Source organism: Streptomyces sp. NPDC051636 (assembly GCF_044453765.1).
GTDB lineage: Bacteria > Actinomycetota > Actinomycetes > Streptomycetales > Streptomycetaceae > Streptomyces.
This window is the reverse complement of record NZ_JBITDA010000007.1, coordinates 230,681-250,395: the sequence shown is the minus strand read 5'-3', so window position 1 is coordinate 250,395 and position 19,715 is coordinate 230,681. Positions and strand designations below refer to the sequence as shown.

17 protein-coding genes are annotated in these 19,715 nt (G+C 72.4%); 10 read left to right on the top strand and 7 right to left on the bottom strand.

Features of this window, described 5'->3' with window-relative positions; genetic code table 11:
- The first annotated feature begins 5 nt into the window (after positions 1–5).
- From ACIBBH_RS16140 to ACIBBH_RS16120, 5 genes are all read left to right on the top strand, one after another.
- Positions 6–521, top strand: coding sequence for an isoprenylcysteine carboxyl methyltransferase family protein (locus ACIBBH_RS16140; RefSeq protein WP_399404929.1), 516 nt, complete (start codon positions 6–8; stop codon positions 519–521).
- Positions 518–1,555: an NAD(P)/FAD-dependent oxidoreductase gene (locus ACIBBH_RS16135; RefSeq protein ID WP_399404927.1), complete on the top strand. Its 1,038-nt coding sequence runs from the start codon at positions 518–520 to the stop codon at positions 1,553–1,555. Before ACIBBH_RS16140 ends, ACIBBH_RS16135 begins: the two co-directional genes overlap by 4 nt.
- A gap of 207 nt (positions 1,556–1,762) precedes the next feature.
- Positions 1,763–2,950 carry a glutamate--cysteine ligase gene (locus tag ACIBBH_RS16130; RefSeq protein WP_399405124.1) on the top strand — a complete coding sequence of 396 codons (1,188 nt, stop codon included), beginning with the start codon at positions 1,763–1,765 and terminating at the stop codon, positions 2,948–2,950.
- 240 nt (positions 2,951–3,190) lie between these two features.
- A complete protein-coding gene (locus ACIBBH_RS16125; RefSeq protein ID WP_399404925.1) occupies positions 3,191–4,975 on the top strand; it encodes an N-acetylglutaminylglutamine amidotransferase in 1,785 nt (594 codons plus the stop codon).
- Complete coding sequence (locus ACIBBH_RS16120; protein ID WP_399404923.1) at positions 4,972–7,209, top strand: S9 family peptidase; 2,238 nt, start codon at positions 4,972–4,974, stop codon at positions 7,207–7,209. The genes ACIBBH_RS16125 and ACIBBH_RS16120 overlap by 4 nt, the downstream gene beginning before the upstream one ends.
- Positions 7,210–7,468: 259 nt before the next feature.
- Here ACIBBH_RS16120 and ACIBBH_RS16115 read toward each other — a convergent pair whose 3' ends face one another.
- The 4 genes from ACIBBH_RS16115 to ACIBBH_RS16100 all read right to left on the bottom strand — a co-directional run bounded on the left by ACIBBH_RS16115 (position 7,469) and on the right by ACIBBH_RS16100 (position 11,186).
- The gene (locus ACIBBH_RS16115) at positions 7,469–7,567 is read right to left on the bottom strand and encodes an AraC family transcriptional regulator (RefSeq protein WP_399404921.1); all 99 of its coding nucleotides are present in this window, start codon (positions 7,565–7,567) and stop codon (positions 7,469–7,471) included.
- Positions 7,568–7,988: 421 nt separating this feature from the next.
- Positions 7,989–9,260: a sugar ABC transporter permease gene (locus tag ACIBBH_RS16110; protein ID WP_399404919.1), complete on the bottom strand. Its 1,272-nt coding sequence runs from the start codon at positions 9,258–9,260 to the stop codon at positions 7,989–7,991.
- Between the two features lie 5 nt (positions 9,261–9,265).
- Positions 9,266–10,039, bottom strand: a complete 774-nt coding sequence (locus ACIBBH_RS16105; protein WP_399404917.1) for an ATP-binding cassette domain-containing protein — start codon at positions 10,037–10,039, stop codon at positions 9,266–9,268.
- A 61-nt stretch (positions 10,040–10,100) separates the two neighbouring features.
- A complete protein-coding gene (locus ACIBBH_RS16100) occupies positions 10,101–11,186 on the bottom strand; it encodes a sugar ABC transporter substrate-binding protein (RefSeq protein WP_399404915.1) in 1,086 nt (361 codons plus the stop codon).
- 323 nt (positions 11,187–11,509) lie between these two features.
- On the opposite strand from ACIBBH_RS16100, the gene ACIBBH_RS16095 reads away from it, so the two are divergent.
- A complete protein-coding gene (locus tag ACIBBH_RS16095; RefSeq protein WP_399404913.1) occupies positions 11,510–14,035 on the top strand; it encodes a SpoIIE family protein phosphatase in 2,526 nt (841 codons plus the stop codon).
- On the top strand, positions 14,032–15,123 hold the full coding sequence (locus ACIBBH_RS16090) for a sugar ABC transporter substrate-binding protein (RefSeq protein WP_399404911.1): 1,092 nt from the start codon (positions 14,032–14,034) through the stop codon (positions 15,121–15,123). Before ACIBBH_RS16095 ends, ACIBBH_RS16090 begins: the two co-directional genes overlap by 4 nt.
- A gap of 97 nt (positions 15,124–15,220) precedes the next feature.
- Here ACIBBH_RS16090 and ACIBBH_RS16085 read toward each other — a convergent pair whose 3' ends face one another.
- Both ACIBBH_RS16085 and ACIBBH_RS16080 read right to left on the bottom strand, forming a co-directional pair.
- Positions 15,221–15,388 (bottom strand): hypothetical protein, encoded by a 168-nt coding sequence (locus tag ACIBBH_RS16085; protein WP_399404909.1) that lies wholly within the window; start codon positions 15,386–15,388, stop codon positions 15,221–15,223.
- A gap of 226 nt (positions 15,389–15,614) precedes the next feature.
- On the bottom strand, positions 15,615–15,992 hold the full coding sequence (locus tag ACIBBH_RS16080) for a hypothetical protein (protein ID WP_399404907.1): 378 nt from the start codon (positions 15,990–15,992) through the stop codon (positions 15,615–15,617).
- A gap of 69 nt (positions 15,993–16,061) precedes the next feature.
- On the opposite strand from ACIBBH_RS16080, the gene ACIBBH_RS16075 reads away from it, so the two are divergent.
- The 3 genes from ACIBBH_RS16075 to ACIBBH_RS16065 all read left to right on the top strand — a co-directional run bounded on the left by ACIBBH_RS16075 (position 16,062) and on the right by ACIBBH_RS16065 (position 19,385).
- On the top strand, positions 16,062–16,652 hold the full coding sequence (locus ACIBBH_RS16075; protein ID WP_399404905.1) for a TetR/AcrR family transcriptional regulator: 591 nt from the start codon (positions 16,062–16,064) through the stop codon (positions 16,650–16,652).
- Positions 16,653–16,808: 156 nt separating this feature from the next.
- Positions 16,809–18,899, top strand: a complete 2,091-nt coding sequence (locus ACIBBH_RS16070; protein ID WP_399405122.1) for a molybdopterin cofactor-binding domain-containing protein — start codon at positions 16,809–16,811, stop codon at positions 18,897–18,899.
- A gap of 30 nt (positions 18,900–18,929) precedes the next feature.
- Positions 18,930–19,385 (top strand): (2Fe-2S)-binding protein, encoded by a 456-nt coding sequence (locus ACIBBH_RS16065; protein ID WP_399404903.1) that lies wholly within the window; start codon positions 18,930–18,932, stop codon positions 19,383–19,385.
- Positions 19,386–19,413: 28 nt separating this feature from the next.
- Here ACIBBH_RS16065 and ACIBBH_RS16060 read toward each other — a convergent pair whose 3' ends face one another.
- Positions 19,414–19,599: a hypothetical protein gene (locus tag ACIBBH_RS16060; protein WP_399404901.1), complete on the bottom strand. Its 186-nt coding sequence runs from the start codon at positions 19,597–19,599 to the stop codon at positions 19,414–19,416.
- Positions 19,600–19,715: the final 116 nt, after the last annotated feature.

Here is a 19,715-nt window from a genome sequence, read left to right as displayed (position 1 = left end):
TCCTCATGCCGTGGTACACGCTTGTCGTCCTCGCCGTCGCCGCCGAACGCGTCGCCGAACTCGTCGTCGCCCGGCGCAACGCGGCCTGGACCCTCGCCCGCGCCGGTGTGGAGCACGGCCGTGGCCACTACCCGGTCATGGTCGCCCTGCACACGGGCCTGCTCGCGTGCTGTCTGTGCGAACCCGCGCTCGCCGACCGGCCGTTCCTGCCCGCCCTGGGATGGCCCATGCTGGCCCTCGCCGTACTGGCCCAGGCCCTGCGCTGGTGGTGCATCACCACACTCGGGTCCTACTGGAACACCCGGGTCATCGTCGTTCCCGGAGCGCGACTGGTCGGCGCGGGACCCTACCGTTTCCTGCGCCACCCCAACTACGTCGCGGTCGTCGTGGAGGTCGCCGCCCTGCCCCTGGTGCACTCCGCATGGCTGACCGCCACGGTGTTCACCGTCGCCAACGCGGTGCTCCTCACGGTCCGCGTCCGCTGCGAGAACGCGGCCCTCACCCAGGCGGTGCCGGCGTGAGCGGCGGCCACGACCTGCTGATCGCCGGAGGCGGACCCGCCGGCCTCGCCACCGCCCTGCACGCCGCGCGCGCCGGTCTCGACACCGTCATCGCCGAGCCACGCCAGGCGCCGGTCGACAAGGCCTGCGGCGAGGGCCTGATGCCCGGCGCCGTCCGCGCACTCGCCGCCCTCGGCCTGGAGGTGCCCGGCCATCCCATCGCCGGCATCCGCTACATCCAGGGACCCCGCCAGGTCCAGGCCGCGTTCCGCCGCGGCCCCGGCCTCGGTGCGCGCCGCACCGACCTGCACGGCGCCCTGCACCGGGCCGTCCTGGACGCCGGGGTACCCGTACTTCCCCTGCGGGTGGAGGACGTACGGCAGGACACCACGGGCGTGACCGTCCCGGGCACGGGGCTGCGCGCCCGGTGGCTGGTCGCCGCGGACGGCCTGCACTCACCCGTGCGCCGTTGCCTCGGCCTGGGGATGAAGACGCGGGGGGCGGGGGCACCCCGGTACGGGCTGCGCCGGCACTACGCGGTGCCCCCCTGGTCGCCTTACGTCGAGGTGCACTGGGGAGCGCACGCGGAGGCGTACGTCACCCCGCTCGGCCCCGCACTCGTCGGCGTCGCCCTGCTGACGGCCCGGCGAGCCTCGTTCACCACGCAGCTGCAGAGCTTCCCCGAACTGGCGGCCCGGCTCCCTCCGCAAGCGGCCGTCACCGCGGTCCGAGGCGCCGGACCGCTGCGCCAGCGAGCCCGTACCCGCGTCCACGGGCGGGTACTGCTCGTCGGCGACGCCGCCGGATACATCGACGCGCTGACCGGTGAGGGCGTCTCCCTCGCCCTCACCGGCGCCGAAGCCCTGGTCGCCAACGTGCGCCGCGGCACACCGAACCGCTACGAGACCGACTGGCGCCGTGCGACCCGCCGTCACCGGATCCTGACCGAACTCCTGGTCAGCGCCCGTCAGCAGCCCGCGCTCGCCTCTCGCGTCATGCCCACGGCCGAACGCCTGCCACGCCTCTTCGCGGCAGCGGTGAACGCACTGGCATGAGCCTTTGCGGCTACCGGCGGGCAGAGGCAGTAGGCGCAGGGACTCCTGCTCATCCGTGCGACTGGTGCGTCAAACGCGCGCTACTGGGCTTACGCGCCGGTGTCCTGGGAACTTGGAACCCAACGCAAGCCGCCGCATCCGCCCGGTGCGGGGCCGTACCCCGGAGCGGGCAGGCGTTCAGGTACCACCCGAGGAGCGACCGTGACCATTCGTATGGGAGTGGAGGAAGAGTTCCACGTCCTGGAGGTGGAGAGCGGGCTGCTCGTGCCGCGCGCCGGTGCGGTGCTGCGGCGGCTCCCCAGGCGGACCTTCACGACCGAACTGCACCAGTCCACAGTGGAGTCGAACAGCGAAGTGCACACGTCCCTGCACGACCTGTACACCGACCTCACCAGCACGAGACGGCGGCTCGACACGGCTGCCTCCTCACTGGGGCTGGCCGTGGTGGCCGCCGGTACGGCGCCCCTGGCACCCGCCGAGTCGGCGCACCCCACCGCCGACGCACGCTACCGCCACATGGCCGAGGAATACCGCAAGGTCGCCGACGAGCAGCTCATCTGCGGCGCCCAGGTCCATGTGGACGTGCCCGACCGGGACACGGCCGTGCGGGCCATGTGCGTGGTCTCGCCCTGGCTGCCCGTACTCCTGGCGATCTCCGCCAGCTCACCGTTCTGGCAGGGGTCCGACACGGGGTACGCGAGCTGGCGCACTCTGCTGTGGCAGCGCTGGCCCACCGCGGGCCCGGCCGGCTGCTTCTCGAGCGCGGCCGAGTACGACGCCCAGGTGAACGACCTCGTGCGGGCCGGGATCATCAGCGACGCGGGGATGATCTACTACGACGTACGGCCCTCCGCCCATCTGCCGACGCTGGAACTGCGGATCTGCGACGCCTGCCCGCGCGCGGAGACCGTCGTGCTCATCGCCGGACTCTTCCGCGCCCTGGTGACCGAGGCCCGCGAGCGGCTGCGCACCCGCGGTGCGCCCGGCTGCGCCGGCCGGCACGAGTGGCTCCGGGGAGCCACGTGGCGTGCCGCCCGGTCCGGCCTCGAAGGCACACTGGTGGACCCCGAGACCCACCGGGAGGCACCTGCGCCGCAGGTGGTACGGAAGCTGCTCGTCCGACTGCGTCCAGCGCTGGAGGCCCACGGAGACTGGCAGACCGTCCGGGCGCTGACGGAGGCGGCGCTCGCCGACGGAAGCGCCGCCCAGCGCATGCGGCGTGCGGCCCAGGAAGAGGATCTGCTGGCCTGTGTCGACATGCTGATCGCCGAGACCCGAGGCGAACGCGGACACCGCTGCTCGGCACCGCTCGGCCGCGCGTTCACCCCGTCCGTCGCCGCGAGCGGCTCCCACTCCTCTGCCGGCCCCGGGTCCCCGGAGGCCGTCGGCCGCTGACGTGCCGGTGAACGTCATGAGGCGGGCGCACCTGTCCGGCATCGCCGGTGAACCGCGCCGGCCGGCGGCTGTCGCCCCGTCCGCGCACGGTACGCCCGTACGACGCGCATCCCTCACCCATGTGTTCAGAAAGGGTTTCGTCATGTCCAGCAGCACCGCCCAGCTCGTGACCGGCGGGCGCGACCCGGTACTCCCGTCCCGGCGCGTCGACGACGGTGTGCGGAAGGGAGGCGGCTCGTCATGTGCGGTCTGAGCGGGGAGATCCGCTTCGACGGCCGGCGACCCGACCTGGCGGCCGTCGGACGCATGAGCGACCGGCTCGCCGCCCGTGGGCCCGACGGGCAGGGAATCTGGACGCGGGGCGCGGTCGCGCTGGGACACCGACGACTGAAGATCATCGACCTGTCGGACCTCGGGGCACAGCCGATGACCGATGCCCGGGGTGAGGTCACCGGCGTCTTCAACGGCTGCGTGTACAACTATCAGGAGCTGCGCGAAGAGCTGCGGAGTCTTGGCCACCGCTTCGAGTCGACGTCCGACACGGAGGTGGTGCTCAAGTCCTACCAGCAGTGGGGAACAGCCTGCGTCGAGCATTTCCGCGGTATGTTCGCCTTCGCTCTCGTCGAGCACCGGACCGGCCGCGTGGTGCTGGCCCGTGACCGGCTCGGGATCAAGCCCCTGTACCTGGCGCGGACGCCGGGCCGGCTGCGGTTCGCCTCGTCGCTGCCCGCCCTCCTCGCCGCCGGAGACGCGGACACCTCGCTCGATCCGGTGGCCGTCCACCAGTACCTGAGCTGGCATGCCACGGTCGCCGCGCCGCGCACCGTCCTCAACGGGGTGCGCAAGCTCCCCCCGGCCACCGTGCGGGTCGTCGAACCGGACGGCACCCACCGGGATCACTGCTACTGGCAGCCGTCCTACACGCGCCGGGCCGAGTACGCCGGCATGGGCGCGGACGAATGGCGTGACGCGGTGCTGGACGCCCTGCGCACGGCCGTGCGCCGTCGGATGGTCTCCGACGTACAGGTCGGTGTCCTTCTCTCCGGAGGCCTGGACTCCAGTCTGATCGTCGCGCTGCTGGCCGACGAGGGCCAGCGTGACCTGATGACGTTCAGCGTCGGGTTCGAGTCGGAGGGCGGCGAGGAGGGCGACGAGTTCCGGTACTCGGACCTGGTGGCCCGGGAGTTCGCCACCGACCACCGCCGGCTGATGGTTCCCTCCGACCGGGTGTCGACGGCCCTGGACGGGGCGGTCGCGGCGATGAGCGAGCCGATGACCAGCCACGACGTGGTCGCCTTCTACCTGCTGTCCGAGCAGGTGTCCAAGGAGGTGAAGGTCGTGCAGAGCGGGCAGGGCGCCGACGAGGTGTTCGCCGGCTATCACTGGTACCCGCAGCTGGCCGCGGTCGCACGTGAGGACGAACCGGAGCGGTACGCCACGACGTACTTCGATCGGCCGCATGCCGACCTCGCCCGGATCCTGCGGCCCCACATGCTGCCCCACGACGACGTCTCGGGCCGCTTCGTCCGGGAGCACATGGCGGTACCGGGGGCGGAGACCGCGCTGGACGCGGCTCTGCGGCTGGACACGCACGTCATGCTCGTCGACGACCCGGTCAAGCGCGTCGACAACATGACCATGGCCTGGGGCCTGGAGGCGCGGGTGCCGTTCCTCGACCACGAACTGGTGGAGCTGGCCGCGGCCTGCCCGCCGGAACTCAAACTGGCCGACGGCGGCAAGGGCGTGCTGAAGGAGGCAGGCCGCAAGCTCTTGCCCCGCGAGGTCGTCGACCGCCCCAAGGGCTATTTCCCGGTTCCGGCCATCCGGCACATGGCGGGTCCCGTCCTGCAGCGAGTGCGCGAGGCGCTCCAGGCGCCCGAGGCGAGGCAACGCGGCCTCTTCCAGGAGTCGTACGTGGCCGAACTCCTCGCGGCGCCCGACGAGCACCGGACCAAGCGCGAAGCCAACGCCCTGTGGCAGATAGCTTTGCTGGAGATATGGCTGCAGACGCACGGAATCAAGTGACGGACGACCGGGGAGTGCGGGCCCCGCACGGCCCGGCGCCGGCCCGGCAGCCCGTCGTCGCCCACCCCGGGACACCCGGCGCGGCCCCGGCGGCTGCGCAGCCTTCGGACATCGGGTCTGCGGACGTGCACGGTGGTGCCAGCGCCGCCGCCCCGGCGCCGGTGCCCCTGCCCGAGGCGGGTGGCCCGCGAGACGCCGTGACACGGCTGCGGGCGCACGGCTGCTGGTATCCCTCCGCCAACCCCGACGGCACCGAGGTGGCCTTCATCTGCGACCGAGGCGGCGTTCCCCAACTGTGGGCCGGACCCGTGGACGGCGACGAGGTGCGGCTGCTCGACTCCTCGCCGGATCCCGTCAAAGAGGTGTCCTGGGCACCGGACGGCCGCTGGATCGCCTACACCACCGCACCGGGCGGTGGTGAGCACTCGCGGGTGCTGTGCGTGCGGCCCGACGGCACCGGCCGCCGCATCCTGGCCGGGGCCGACCCGGCCAGTTCCGCCTATCTGGGCTGCTGGGGGCACGACGGCTCGTCCGTCGCCGTCACCGTCGCCGCACCGGCCGCCCACACGTACGGGGACGTCACCGGGCAGACGCTTTCGGCCCCCGGCCGGGCCGACGGTCACCCCGGCGGCTCCCGCCTGCCCGCCGACTGGGCGGACCGGGACGGTCATGCGACGCTCCTCGGTCCCGTCCCGTACGACGCCGGACCGGGGACGGAACCGACCGGAAGGCCGGCCGACGCCACGGCTGCGGCCGCACCGGCGGTCCGGCCCGATGGCGGCCTGTCGGTCTACCTGATCGACCCCGACGGTCTGGCATCGCCCGTTCTGCTCACCACGGAAAGGCACGCCGCCACCCTGCGTGTGTGCGACCTCAGCCATGACGGCGGCCTGGCGCTGCTGCGCCGGGGGCCGCGCGGACGACGGGAGGCGGTCGTCCGGCGCACGGCCGACTCGGCGACGGCATTCGCGATGCCGGTCGCCGACGGCGACCCGTGGATCGGCCGGTTCTCCCCCGACGGGCGGACGCTGTGGCTGCGCAGCAACGCCGACCGGGAGTACGCGGCGCTCTTCGCGGTCGCTCTGGGCGCCGACGGCGACCCGTGCGGGACGTCCGTCGTGGCGGAACGTGAGGGCAGCGATCTCGAACTCCTGGCGTTGGCTCATGACGGCCGTACGGCCGCGCTGGCGTGGAACGTGCAGGGCGCGAGCGAGCTCGAACTCGTCGAGACCTTCCCGACCCGGCAGGCCCCGGACGGCACGGGTCCGACCAGGCCCCTTCCCCTGCCCCACGAGGTCGTCACGCGCATCGCGGCGGCCGGCCCGGGGCGACTGCTGCTCGCGCTGTCCGGGTCGCAACGCCGACCGGGTGTGTGGTGGGCCCATGAAGGCGTGTCCCTGCTCCGCACCCCTTGGTCGTCCCAGGACGAGGACGCCGTCCCGCCGGGGCGCCCGCCCGTGCGGCCCGTCCCCATGCGGCTCACAGCGAGGGACGGGCTGCCTCTGAGCGGCTGGTACTACAGGGCGCCGGGGCGTGCCCCGGACGAACCGGCGCCCTGTGTGATCCACCTGCACGGCGGTCCGGAGGAGCAGGAACGCCCGGTCCTCAGCCCGCTCTACCACGAGCTGGTCGGGCGTGGCCTGGACGTCTTCGCCCCCGATGTCCGCGGTTCCTCGGGGCACGGCCGGTCGTTCGTCGACGCCGACCTGGGCGCGGGCCGCTTCGCCGCGTTGGACGACGTCGCGGACTGCGCGGCCCACGCGGTGACGGCGGGACCCGCCGATCCGACGCGGCTGGCGGTCATGGGGCGGTCCTACGGCGGGTATCTGACGTTCGCCTCCCTCGTATGGCACCCGGATCTGTTCCGCACCGGAGTGGCCGTCTGCGGCATGTCTGACTTCCTGACGTTCTTCGCCGGTACCGAGCCCTGGATCGCGGAGTCGGCGGCGCACAAGTACGGCCACCCGGAGCGCGACCGCGAGCTGCTGCGTGCCCTGTCGCCGATGAGCCGCATCGACGCGCTGCGTGTCCCACTGCTCGCCGTCCACGGCGAACACGACACCAACGTGCCGCCCGGGGAGTCCCAGCAGTTCGTACGGGCCGCGCGTGAACGGGGCATCCCGGCCGCGCTGCTGACCCTGCGCGACGAGGGCCACGACTTCCTGCGTGCGGACAACCGGCGGCTGTTCCGCCGGACCGCCGCGGACTGGATGGAACGGCACCTCCACATGTGAACCCGCGTACGTCGCGTGGCCGCCGGTCGGCGCTGTGCGGTCGCGGCCACCCGTGGCCCGGGACGGCCGTGGGCGGATCGGCGACCAGCCGCTCCCGCACCTGCCGCGGCAGGTCGAGATGGACGGGAGCGGGCACCAGCGGCTGCAGGCCGTCATGCCAAGCGGCCACCCCAGCGGGTGAGCCGGGCGCCCACACGGTGTGCGCCGTACGCCCGCACCCCCTGGTGAGCGGGCCGGGCCGGATGCCGGGGCGGTCCCCCTACGCGCGTGTCCGCCATCCGCTGGGAGACATGCCGTAGGCGTCGCGGAACACCCGGCTGAAATGCCACCGGCTGCGGAATCCCCAGCGGCGTGCCACGGCGGCCACGGTCAGTCGCCGGTATGCCGTACGGCCCAGATCCTGCCGGCGGGAAATCAAGCCTGCGCTGCCGCACCCACTGGCTCAGGGTGGCGCCGTCGTTCTGGAAGAGCTTGTGGTTCGCCGCGGCCCTCGACGACCCGCAGGATGCGCGCGATCTCCGCCTGCCGGCCGACCGGGGACACACCGGGTTCGGACGGGTGCACGCCGCTGGGTCCAGCCGCCATGCCGGGGCCTCGGTCACGACGCCCGCGCCGGACGTGCGGGGAACATCCCTGAGCGGTTCGGCCACGGGGGTGTTCTCCTGTCACGCGTACACCACCCTTGCCCGCCGCACCGCCGGGGCAGTGGCCCACATCTTGCCTGCCATCCACCGCATCCGGGCCGGCGAGGAAACGATCACCGACGGGGAGCGGACGTGTCAGGCCCGTCCATGGGCCTCCTGCGAGCGTCGCGACAGCGCGTCGATGACCACCGCGGCGAAGAGCACCCCGCCCGTGATCACGAGCTGGACCGCGGTGGGGGTGTCCGTGAGGGCCATGCCCGAGGCGATGGACTGGATGACCAGCATGCCGAGCACCGCTGACCAGGTCGTACCGCGTCCTCCGAACAGACTGGTGCCCCCGATGACGGCCGCCGCGACGGCGTTGAGCAGCAGGACGCCCGAGCCGGAGGTCTGGCTCACCGAGGTGATGCGCGAGGCCAGGAACAGGCCGCCGACCGCGGCCATGGTGCCCGAGGCCGCGAGCACCGCGGTCTGTACCCGGGTCACGCTGAGGCTGGCGCGACGGGCCGCCTCGACGCTGCCGCCGAGTGCGTACACCTGCCGTCCGTAGTGGGTGCGCCGCAGGACGATGTCGAGGCCGGCCACCACCACGAGGAAGATCAGGAGGGCGAGCGGCAGACCCTGGAACCGGTTGAGCAGATATGCGGCAGCGAACGTGATCACCGCGAGTCCTGCCGTGCGCACCGCGATGCCCCGGAGCGAGCGGTGCGGCATGCCGACGGCCATGCGGCGCCGCCTGTCGAGGCAGGAGGCGAGGAGGACCATGCCGGTGCCGACCGCCGCCAGTGCGTAGGCGGTGCCGTGGCCGGTGAAGTAGTAGCTGGTCAGCTTGGCGACGAGCCCGTCCTCGTCGAGGTTGACGGTGCCGCTCGTCCCGAGGACGGAGAGCATGACGCCGTTCCAGGTCAGCAGTCCCGCGAGGGTGACGACGAACGCCGGCACCCGGGTCCTGGCGAAGGAGAAGCCCTGGACGGTTCCCGCCGCGGTGCCCGTGAGCACCGCGACGATGAGGGCAAGCCATTCCGGCACGCCGTTGTTGACGTTCAGGACGGCGAAGACCGCCGCCGCGAGGCCGCTGATCGAGCCGACCGACAGGTCGAGCTCCCCGAGCAGCAGCACGAAGACGATGCCGACCGCGATCAGACCCGTACCCACGATGTCCACGCTGAGATTGGACAGGTTCCGGGGGGAGAGGAAGTTGTCGTTGAGGGACTGGAAGATGATCCAGACCACGGCGAGGACCAGGATGACGGGGAGCGAGCCCAGTTCGCCCGCGCGCAGCTTGTGCCGGAAGACGGCGGCACAGCCCTCCACGGCACCGGCGACGGCCCGCACGGGGCGCGGCCGACGGGCCCGGGTGCCGGGCGGGACGGGTTCGGTCCGCGAGTTGTCCGCCATGCCGTGCATCCCTTTCACCACCCCGTCTCCCGGTGGGCCGTCCGGCGGGGCACGTTCTCCGTGGCACCCGTGATGGAGGAGATGATCTGTTCCTGGGACGCGGTGCTCACGTCGAAGTAGCCGTTGTTGCGACCGAGCCGCAGCACGGCGGCCCGGTCCGCGAGGGCTTTCACGTCGCCCAGGTTGTGGCTGATGAGCAGGACTCCAAGGCCGCGGTCCCGCAGCCGGTCGACGAGGTCGAGGACCTCGGCGGTCTGCTCGAATCCCAGAGCCGCGGTCGGTTCGTCCAGGAGGAGTACCCGCGGGTCACCGAGGAGGGAGCGGGCGATGGCGACGGTCTGCCGCTGGCCGCTGGACAGCGAGACGACGGGGCCGCGCAGATCGGGTATGCCCCTGGTCAGGCGTTCCAGGAGCTGCCGGGTGCGGCGTTCCATCTCGACCTCGTCGAGCAACCCGAACCTGCGGATCTCCCGTCCGAGGAAGAGATTGCCGACGACGTCGAGGTTCCCGCACAGTGCGAGGTCCTGGTAGACGGTGGCGATGCCGAGGTCGCGGGCGTCGTGGGGGCGCCTGATGTGGACCGGCCGGCCCTCCCACTCGATGGCGCCCCTGTCGGCGGGGGCGACGCCGGAGATCACTTTGACCAGGGTGGACTTGCCGGCCCCGTTGTCGCCCATGAGAGCGAGGACCTGGCCGGCGTGGATCTCCAGCTCGATGTCCTTGAGCACCTCGACGACGCCGAAGCGCTTGCACACGCCGTGCAGCGCCAGCAGGGGGAGAGTCGGCACGAGAAACCATCTCCTTCCCCGGGACCCGGGCCTGGTCGGGAACCGGCGGCGAACCGGCGCGTCAGGTCAGACCGGCCTTGTCACAGGCGGCCCCGAGTTGGGGGGTGCAGATCTGCCGGATCGTGTACACGCCGTCCTTCACCAGGGTGCTCCTGATGTTGCCGGCGGTCACGGACACCGGGGTGAGCAGGACGGCCGGAACCGCCGTCCCGCCGCGGGGCCGCACCTTGCCCGCGGCGATCCGGTCGAGGCTGTCACCGCGGGCCACGGCCACGGCCATGGCGCCGCCGGCGGAAGCCTCCGGCCCGAAGGGCTTGTACACCGTCATGTACTGATCGCCCCCGACGATTCGGCGCACGGCCGCGAGTTCGGCGTCCTGGCCGGTGACGGGGGGCAGCGGAGCGACCTTGTTCGCCTTCATGGCCGAGATACTGCCGGCGGCGAGGCCGTCGTTGGCGGCGTAGACCCCGTCGATGCTGCCGGCGCCGAGGGTGGAGATGGCGTTGGACATGTTCACGTGCGCTGCCTCCGCCCGCCACTGGAGAGTGTCGTACGCCTTGGCGATCTTCACTTTCCCCTGGAGTACGGCCAGCGCGCCCTGCTTGAACGCCACCGCGTTGGGGTCGCTGGGATCGCCGTTCATCATGACGATCCGGCCGCCGGGCACCCTGTCACCCATGGCCTTCAGCAGGGCCCTGCCCTGGAGTCTGCCGATCTCCTGGCCGTCGAAGGAGACGTATCCCGAGATCGGGCCTTCGGCGAGCCGGTCGTAGGCGATCACCGGGACACCCGCCTCGTGCGCCCTCCTGACCGTGGCGCCGAGCGACCTGGCGTCCACGGCCACGAGCACGATGGCGTCGACCCCCTTGGTGATCAACGAGTCCATCTGTTCCTGCTGGATGGCCACATCGCCCTTGGCGTTGGCGTGCTCGACCGTGCACGTGTCGCACAGCTCCCTGATCCTCTTCTCGAGCAAGGGCCTGTCCTGTGACTCCCAACGAGCGGTGGTGGCGTCCGGCAGCAGCAGACCGATCCTCGGCGCGTTCCCACCGTCGGAGGTGCCCCCGGGGTCCGTCCCGCAGGCTCCGAGAGCAACGGTCGTCGACGCGGCCGTGACCATGACCGCGTTCCGTATGAAGGCCTTCATGAGGGAGACCTCCCTCGTCGACGCCGGGTGGCCGGCAACCGGCTCATCGGCCGGGTCACGTGGGAAGCCCAGACCCGGCGGACGGCCACGGCGCCGACGCCGAAAAGCCCGCTCCGACCATGTGGGCGTGGGAAAACGACCACGTCGTCAGTGTGACACCGGCTGTGGTGATCTGCGAACCCGGGACGACCCCCCGGTGGCCGGCCCACCAGGGGTGGCTTTAAAGCCGATCTGTCCGGTTAGCTCGTATATGCGATTCTGGTGTGGGGGTGCCCTGATCTCCACCTGCCGGAATCTCGGCCTGGACGGGAGGTGGGTTGCGGATGCCTCATGACGGCAGTGCCCGGGCCGGAGTCTCGCAGCTGCGGGCATCCGAGGCCGGCGCCGCCGACACCGGCGCACCGCCTCCGGTGGCCGACGCCGCCGCGACGGTGTGCGCCCTGGCGTTCGCCGGAGCGGCGCTGGCCGCGGTCTATGTGCCCGACGCCGGGCACGAAGAGCTCCGGCTGGTGGAAACCGCCGGACGGGCAGGCTCCGCCTACGGACTGCCGGAGCGCTTGACCCTGTCCGGTGGCTCACCCGCGGCAGAAGCCTTCCGTACCGGCCGGTCGCTGTGGCTGCATCCCGCGGCGCTCGCCTCCTTCGCCGAGGGCGGCCCGGCGCCGCCGCGAGCGGACGCGTCGCTCGGCGCGCTGCCCCTGGGGGCGGAGGGCGGGCGGCTGGGCTGCCTCGTCGTCGTGGGTGCCGCGGACGGCTTCGAGGCCGAGCAACAGCGCTTCCTGGAGCGGTACGCCGAGGCGGTCGCCGGCCTGCTCCGGGCCGGGGGACCGGTGTCGCCCCCGCTGCTGGGTCCCGCCCTGCGGGGTCTGCACGCCGGCTCCTTCGTCCTGGTGCCGGACACCGGCCTGATCGAGGCGGACGAGACCCTGCTCGAGCTGGTCGGCATCAGGCCGGGCGACTTCGACGGCAAGGCGGACACCCTGCTCGCGCACGCCCTCCCGGAGGACATGCACGCACTGATGTCGGTACTGGAACCGCCCCCCCAGGCGTTCGGCAGTCGGAAGCTGGAGTTCCGGGTCCGCTGCCCCAGTGGCGAGATGCGCTGGCTGAGCCTGAGCTGCCGGGTGGAGGCGGGCACCGACGACCGGCCGGGTCAGGTACTGGGCGTGGTGACGGCGACCTCGGTCCTGCCCCGCAGCGGCGACGACGTCTCCAGGATCCAGTGGCTGACCGCCGCGCTCGACGACGCCACCACGGTCGCCGACGTCAGCCAAGTGGTGGTCACCGCGCTGCGGGAGCCGTTGCGCGCCGACCGGATCGCCCTCGCCGAGCTGCAGGACGACCGGCTCATGGTGACCGTGCTCGACCCGCCGCAGCCCGCCGTCTGGCCGGAGGCGTGGCGCCCCGAGTGGCGTTCGGAGTGGCCCGACGCACCGGTCAGCGCCCTGCCCACCCTGCGGTCGGCTCTGCGGGACGGACGCATGGGTCTGTGGCCCGCCGGCACGCCCCTCGAACCCGGACTCGCCGGTATCGGCCCCGGAGGGCTGGCCGTCCTGCCGCTCCCCGCCAGGGACCGGGTCGCCGGCGTGTGCCTGATCGGCTGGGACGAGCCGCACGGGTTCGCTCCCGAGGAGCGGTCCCTGCTGACCGCCACCGCGGCGCTGGTCGGCCAGGCCCTCAAGCGCGCCCACGCATACGACGCGGAGCAGGAGCTGGCGACGATGCTGCAGCGCAGCCTGCTGCCCCGGCGCCTGCCCGAACTGCCCGGGGGGACGGCCGTCGCCCGCTATCTGCCCGCCCGGCGGGGGTTGCAGGTGGGCGGCGACTGGTACGACGTCATCGCCCTCTCCGAGGACCGGGTGGCGCTGGTCATCGGTGACGTGCAGGGGCACAGTGCCGGAGCCGCCACGATCATGGGGCAGATGCGTACCGCGGTCCGGGCGTACGCCGTGGAGGGACACCCACCCGACGTGGTCGTCTCCCACGCCAACCGGCTCCTCGTCGGCATGGAGACCGATCTGTTCGCCACCTGCTGCTATGCCGAACTGGACATGGAGGAGGGCACCACCCTCTTCGTCCGGGCCGGACACCTCGCACCGCTGGTCCGCCATCCCGACGGCAGGACGGAGGAGGTGCAGGTCGAGGGCGCGCTGCCGCTGGGCATCTCCGCGGAGGCGGAGTTTCCCATGACCGCGGTGGCACTGGCCCCCGGCACGCTGCTCGCCCTGGTCACCGACGGCCTGGTCGAGGCCGCCGACCTGCCCCTGGACGAGGGCATGCACCGGACGCGCACCGCGCTCGCCGCGGCCGATCCGTCGGATCCCGGGCGGGTGGCCGACGAACTGCTGGGCGACGCCGGCCGTCGCGAGGACGACGTGGCGCTGCTGCTGCTGCGCTACGACGGCATGAAGACCCGGCCGATCCGGGCCGGATGGGCGGTGTGGCGGCTGCCGGACGCCGTCATGCACGCCCGTCGGTTCACCGCGCGCACACTGCGCCGGTGGCAGGTCGAAGAAGTGGCCGACCCGGTACTGCTGGTCGTGTCCGAACTCGTCACCAACGCCCTGGTGCACACCCAGGGGCCGGTCCACGTCGACCTGATGCTCCGCGGGGACCGGGTGCGCGTCTGCGTGAGCGACTCGTCCGCGCGCGCGCCCGCCAAGCCGGTGATCGTGGACTGGGAGTCGACCGGCGGACGAGGGCTGCTGCTGGTCGAAGCGATGTCGGATTCCTTCGGCTCGGTGCCGGTCGCCCGCGGCAAGCAGGTCTGGAGCGAGATCGCCGTGCCGCGGCGCGAGCCGGCCGGCACGGGCACGGGGCCCCGCGCCAACCAGGGGGGTCCGCCATGAGAACCGGTACGCGGCATGTCGTCGCGGCGCTGGTCGCGGGGCTCATGACGATGCCGCTGGCCGCCTGCGGGGGAGAGGAAGGGGCGAACTCGGACAGCTTCACCGTCGGCCTGCTGCTCCCGAGCCGCATGCTCCCCCGCTGGGAACACTTCGACAAGCCGCTGATCGAGAAGCGGCTGAAGGATCTGTGTCCCCGCTGCGTTGTGGAGTACGCCAACGCCGAGAACGACGCGACGCGGCAGAGCCAGCAGATGATCTCCATGATCACCAAGGGGGCAGGAGTCCTGATCCTGGACGCCGTCGACACCAGGGCGGTCCGCTCCTCGGTCCAGGAGGCGCGCAAGGCGGGTGTCCCCGTCGTCGCCTACGACCGGCTCGCCGAAGGCCCGATCTCGGGCTATGTCAGTTTCGACGGCGCGCAGGTCGGCCGGCTCCAGGGTGAGGCGCTCCTCAAGGCCATGGGCGACAGGACGCGCAGCGAGGACGTCGTCATGATGAACGGCGACCCGGCCAGCCCGAACGCGGCGTGGTACAGGAGGGGCGCGATGTCCGTCCTGACCGGCAAGGTGAAGATCGGCAGATCGTACGACACCCAGGGCTGGAGCACCGAGAACGCCAACGCCAACATGTCCGCCGCCATCGCGGCCCTGGGCCCGGACCGGATCGGCGGCGTCCTGGCGGCCAACGACGCCATTGCCGCGGGCGTCATCTCCGCTCTCAAGAGCGCCCGGGTCAGGGAACTTCCCCCCGTCACCGGCCAGGACGCCGACCTCGACGCCGTGCGGCGCATCGTCAAGGGTGAGCAGTACATGACGGTGTACAAGCCCTTCAGGGCGGAAGCCGACGCGGCCGCCGCCATGGCCGTCGCCGCAGGGCGCGGCGGGAGTCCCCGAGACGTCGCCACGACGACGACCGACAGTCCCACCACCAAGCACATCCCGTCCGTCCTGCTCACTCCGCACGCGGTGACCGTCGGTAACATCAGGGGGACGCTCGTCACGGGCGGCGTGTACACCATCAACCAGATATGCACCCGGGAGCTCCGGCCCGCCTGTGCCAAGGCCGGCCTCGGCCGGGCCCAGAGGTAGCCAGGCCCCCGGGCCGGACGGCCCTGCCCCCGCGTGGCTGAGCCGGGCGTCGGGCCCGGTCAGGCGGTCGGGCAGCCGATCGCGTCCTGGGACGCGCTCATGCCAGGCCCGCTCGGGCACTCGTCGCCGAGCAGTCGTTCTCCGCGAGCACCGAGGACAGTCCGGAGAACTGGCTCGCGTACTGGGCGGCGTTCTCACCCGCCGCCGCGCCCCCGAGGGCGATCACGTCGCACGCCGAGCGATCCGGATCCACCGTCGCGGTCATGAGATTCTCCGCCCTGCCGGTGAGGTGGCCATCAGCCGGACCATGGGCCGTGGAACTCCTTCGCACGACCGGCGGAGGCGAGCGGCTCATCGCCCGCCGACTCCGGGAAGGCCTTTTGGCAGGGGCTCGGCGGACAGTCCGGCGGCCCGAATCAGTACTGACAGACCTGTACGCCACCACTGCGAGGCCGGCGGCCACGACATCCGCACGTGCTCGCCACGGAATCCTACGCGGCCTCGTGCGCGGCGAGAGCGAGCTTGCGGTGGGTGCGGACCATCATCGCGCGGGCCATGAAGGGATGAACCCTTTTCACCAGGCCCCAATACAGCCTGGAACGCCACGCGTTCGTCTTCACCGAGCTGCAGAGGGTGACGTACTTGTCGTCGACGACGATCGAGGCCCAGGCGTCGAGACCGGCCGTGCTCACGTCCATGAGCGCCTCGCCGTCCTGCTGCGCCGCGATCGGGAAGGCGTCACGCAGGATGCCCGTCCAGGCGGCCGGATCGCGCGGCATTCCGGGCCGCAGCTCCATGGCGTACGCGTCCTGGTAGTCGGGCCGGTCCACGGCTGTCCTGATCAGCCGGGCGCCTTGGGGGAAACCCACCGTTACGGGCCTGTCCTTGAGCATTCGCGTACCTCCATACGCTGGCGTATGGAGACCATACGGTAGCGTATGGACATGGTGCAACGGCAACAGACCAGGAAGGCCAGGCTCACCGCCCGCGACTGGGCGGATGCCGCGCTCGCCGCCATCGGGGAGGGCGGCGGCCTCGCGGCGGTGGCGGTCGAACCGCTCGCCGCCCGCCTCGGTGCCACGAAGGGCAGCTTCTACTGGCACTTCGACAACCGCGAGGCACTGATCGGGGCCGCGCTCGCCCGCTGGGTCGAGGCGGACACCGAGGAGATCATCGCGGGGGCCGAGACCGAGCCGGACCCGGAGAGGCGTCTGCGCCGGCTGTTCACCGAGGTCATCAAGCCGGCCACCGCCGATCCGCTGGAGGTCTCGCTGCTCGCCAGCACCGACCACCCCCAGGTCGCCGCCGCGCTGCGGCAGGTCACCGAGCGCCGGATCGGCTACCTGGCCGGGCTCTTCGCCGAACTCGGCTTCCCCGAGGACGAGGCGCGCCGGCGCGGGCTGATGGCGTACAGCTTCTATCTGGGGCACACCCAGCTCGGCCATGCCGTGCCGTCCGCGCTGCCCTCGCGCGAGGAGTTCCCCGCGTACCTGGAGGAGACGATGGACGCCCTGCTCCGGCGCGCATAGCCCGGTCGGGCCGCACGGGCGAGCACCCGGCGGGCGATCTCGCCGGCCGGCCTGCGCAGGCAACCCTGACGAGCGCTGACCCCTCCTACCAGTCGAACCAGTCCGGAACGTGGAGAGGAGCGCCTGGTGGCCCGTCAGCTGTCCCGCCGCAGGTTCGTGGTCTACTCGCTCGCGGCGTCCACCCTGACCGTCGCGGCACCCCTCGGCTGCGACACGTCGTCGGCGCGGGCGGAAGGCGCCGAACCCGCCCGGAGACCGTCGGACGTCCTGGTGACCGGTACCGACGAGGAGATGCTGGTCCTGGAGGTCACCGAGGCCAACAAGGTGGTCGTACGACTGCCGCGTGTCGAGGTCGGCCAGGGCGTCACCACCGCGGTCGCCATGATGATCGCCGAGGAGCTGGACGCCCGGCTCGTCGATGTCGACATCCCCCTCGCCGACGCCCGGGCCAAGGGCAACCAGTACACGGGCGGTTCGAGCTCGGTCAGTTCGCTGTACGGTCCGGCCCGCGAGCTGGCCGCCACGGCGCGCGCCAAGCTGGTGACCGCGGCGGCCAGGCGCTGGCACCTCCCCGCGCGGTCCCTGCGGACCCGGGACACGAAGGTGATCGCGCCGGACGGGCGTACGGCCACCTTCGGGTCCCTGTCCGCGAGCGCCGCCCGGATCCAGCGGCCGGCCGTGCCGGGCAGGCCCAGGCCGGCGTCACGGCACCGGGTGATCGGGCGGCCGACGACCCGGATCGACGCCCGGGACATCGTCACCGGCAAGGCCGAGTACGCCGGAGACCTGGCGGTGGCCGGAGCGAAGCCGACCGTGGTGGCCCGGCCGCCGACGCTCGGCGGCAAGGTCGTCTCCGTCGACGACCGGGTGGCCCGCTCGATGCCGGGCGTCCACGCCGTTGTCGAGGTCGCCGGTGGGGTCGCGGTCGTGGCGGACTCCTTCCACCACGCCTTCAAGGCCAGGGACGCCCTGCGGATCACCTGGAAGCCGGGGCCGCTCGCCTCGCTGTCCGACGCCGCGATCCGCGCGCGGCTGCGGGCCGCCGTGCCACGGCTCGGCAGTGCGCCGCGCGGATCGGCGCAGACGGAGGGCGAGTTCGAGTTCGCCTTCGTCAGCCATGCGCCGATGGAGGTGCTGACCGCGGTGGCGGACGTCCGCGCCGGCCGTGCCGAGGTCTGGTTCTCCTCCCAGACACCGATGGACGCCCGGGAGAGCATCGCCGCGGCGGTCGGGCTGCCCAAGTCGAAGGTACGGGTCCATGTCATACGGGGCGGCGGCTCGTTCGGCCGGCGGCTGAACCACGACGCCGCGATCGAGGCGGCCCTGATCTCGAAGGCGGCACGCCGGCCGGTCAAGCTGATGTGGAGCCGCGCCGACGACATCCGGCACGGCCGGATGCGCCCGGCCAGTCACCACCGGATCCGGGCCAGTCACGCACGGGGCAGGGTGGTCGCCTTCGCCCACGCGATGGCCTCGGTGAGCGAGTCGTACGAGGGGCAGGGACTGTCCGCGCAGGGCGGGGTGAAACCGGCCGTCGCACCGGCCGCCGGTCCGCTGCCCAGCGACAGCGGCCTGTACAACTTCGGCCGCATCTCCGGGGATTGGGGCTCGGTGGAACTGGCGATCCCGCTCGGCGCCTGGCGGTCGGTGGACTCCGGGACGATGCGGACCGCGGAGGAGATCGTCGTCGACGAGGTGGCCGCGGCCCTGGGCAAGGACCCGGTCGCCTTCCGGCGCACCACGCTCAGGAACAAGGCCGTCAAAGCCGTACTCGCCAAGGTCGCGGACGCCGGGGACTGGGGCCGGACCCTGCCGGCCGGCCACGGGCAGGGCGTCGCCGTCCACGAGGAGTACGGCTCGTGCGTCGCCTGCCTGGCCGAGATCGACGCCACCGACCCGAAGAACCCCCGGGTGACCAAGGTGGTGATGGCGGCCGACGTCGGAACGGCCGTCAATCCGCGTGGCCTCCAGGCCCAGCTCATGGGTACCGCGATCGACGGCATCTCCACCGTCCTCCAGGCCGGCCTGCACATCGACCGGGGCGCCGTCCGCGAGAGCAGCTACGCCGACTTCCACTACGCCCGCCAGCGGCACGCCCCGCTCCGCTTCGAGGCGCACATCCTGCCCTCCCGCCGGGAACCGGGCGGCGCCGGCGAACTCGGTGTCCCGGCCGCGGCCGGCGCCGTCGCCAACGCCTACGCCCGGGCGACCGCTACCAAGCCGCGCCGCTTCCCCATCAACTTCTGACAACCTCTGACAGCTTCTGAGAAGGTGCCGATGCCGTCCTACTCCTTCGTCCTCAACGGGAAGCCGGTCACCGTCGAGGCACCGGCCGACATGCCGCTGCTGTGGGTGCTGCGGGACCTGCTGAACGTCACCGGTCCCAAGTACGGCTGTGGCGTGGGCGTCTGCCGTGCCTGTACGAGTCACCTCGACGGCGAGGAGATCCAGCCCTGTGTCGTGCCGGTCGCCGACTGCGCGGACCGGAAGGTCACCACGATCGAGGGCCTGGCCCACGGCGGCACACTGCACCCCGTGCAACAGGCCTGGATCGACTGCGACGTCGCGCAGTGCGGCTTCTGCCAGCCGGGCCAGATCATGGCCGCGGCGGCCCTGCTGAAGAAGACGGCCCAGCCGACCGACGCCGACATCGACCGGATCGAGAACGTGTGCCGCTGCGGCACGTACTCCCGGATCCGCGAGGCGATCAAGAAGGCCTCGGCGAACGGCTGACGGCCCCCGCCGGGGCACCCGGGTCGCTTCAGCGGCGCAGCGCCGCGAAGACCTGCCGGGCGCCGGCGCCGATCGCGAGGTCGATGTCCGGTGCCAGGTCGGCCCGCCGGTCGCAGCGGGTGAGCGCGGCGACTGCCACGCGGTCGCCGGACTCGGCCTCCACCACGCCGATCTCATGGCGCGGGTGGAGGAAGATTCCGGTCTTGCCGATCAACCGGAGCGTGTCCGCGCGACTGGCCGTGCTGTCGTCGAAGACGGTCAAGGACGCGCCGGTGCACAACGCACTGATCGCCGACGCGGCACGCGTCCTCGCGGGCACCCTCGCCCCGG

What these genes read in the sequence shown, in the direction of transcription:
- ACIBBH_RS16110 (WP_399404919.1), bottom strand. Translation starts at nt 9,260, where the DNA reads ATGCACGGCATGGCGGACAACTCGCGGACCGAACCCGTCCCGCCCGGC.
- ACIBBH_RS16125 (WP_399404925.1), top strand. Translation starts at nt 3,191, where the DNA reads ATGTGCGGTCTGAGCGGGGAGATCCGCTTCGACGGCCGGCGACCCGAC.
- ACIBBH_RS16085 (WP_399404909.1), bottom strand. Translation starts at nt 15,388, where the DNA reads ATGACCGCGACGGTGGATCCGGATCGCTCGGCGTGCGACGTGATCGCC.
- ACIBBH_RS16065 (WP_399404903.1), top strand. Translation starts at nt 18,930, where the DNA reads ATGCCGTCCTACTCCTTCGTCCTCAACGGGAAGCCGGTCACCGTCGAG.
- ACIBBH_RS16075 (WP_399404905.1), top strand. Translation starts at nt 16,062, where the DNA reads ATGGACATGGTGCAACGGCAACAGACCAGGAAGGCCAGGCTCACCGCC.
- ACIBBH_RS16100 (WP_399404915.1), bottom strand. Translation starts at nt 11,186, where the DNA reads ATGAAGGCCTTCATACGGAACGCGGTCATGGTCACGGCCGCGTCGACG.
- ACIBBH_RS16140 (WP_399404929.1), top strand. Translation starts at nt 6, where the DNA reads ATGCCGTGGTACACGCTTGTCGTCCTCGCCGTCGCCGCCGAACGCGTC.
- ACIBBH_RS16090 (WP_399404911.1), top strand. Translation starts at nt 14,032, where the DNA reads ATGAGAACCGGTACGCGGCATGTCGTCGCGGCGCTGGTCGCGGGGCTC.
- ACIBBH_RS16095 (WP_399404913.1), top strand. Translation starts at nt 11,510, where the DNA reads ATGCCTCATGACGGCAGTGCCCGGGCCGGAGTCTCGCAGCTGCGGGCA.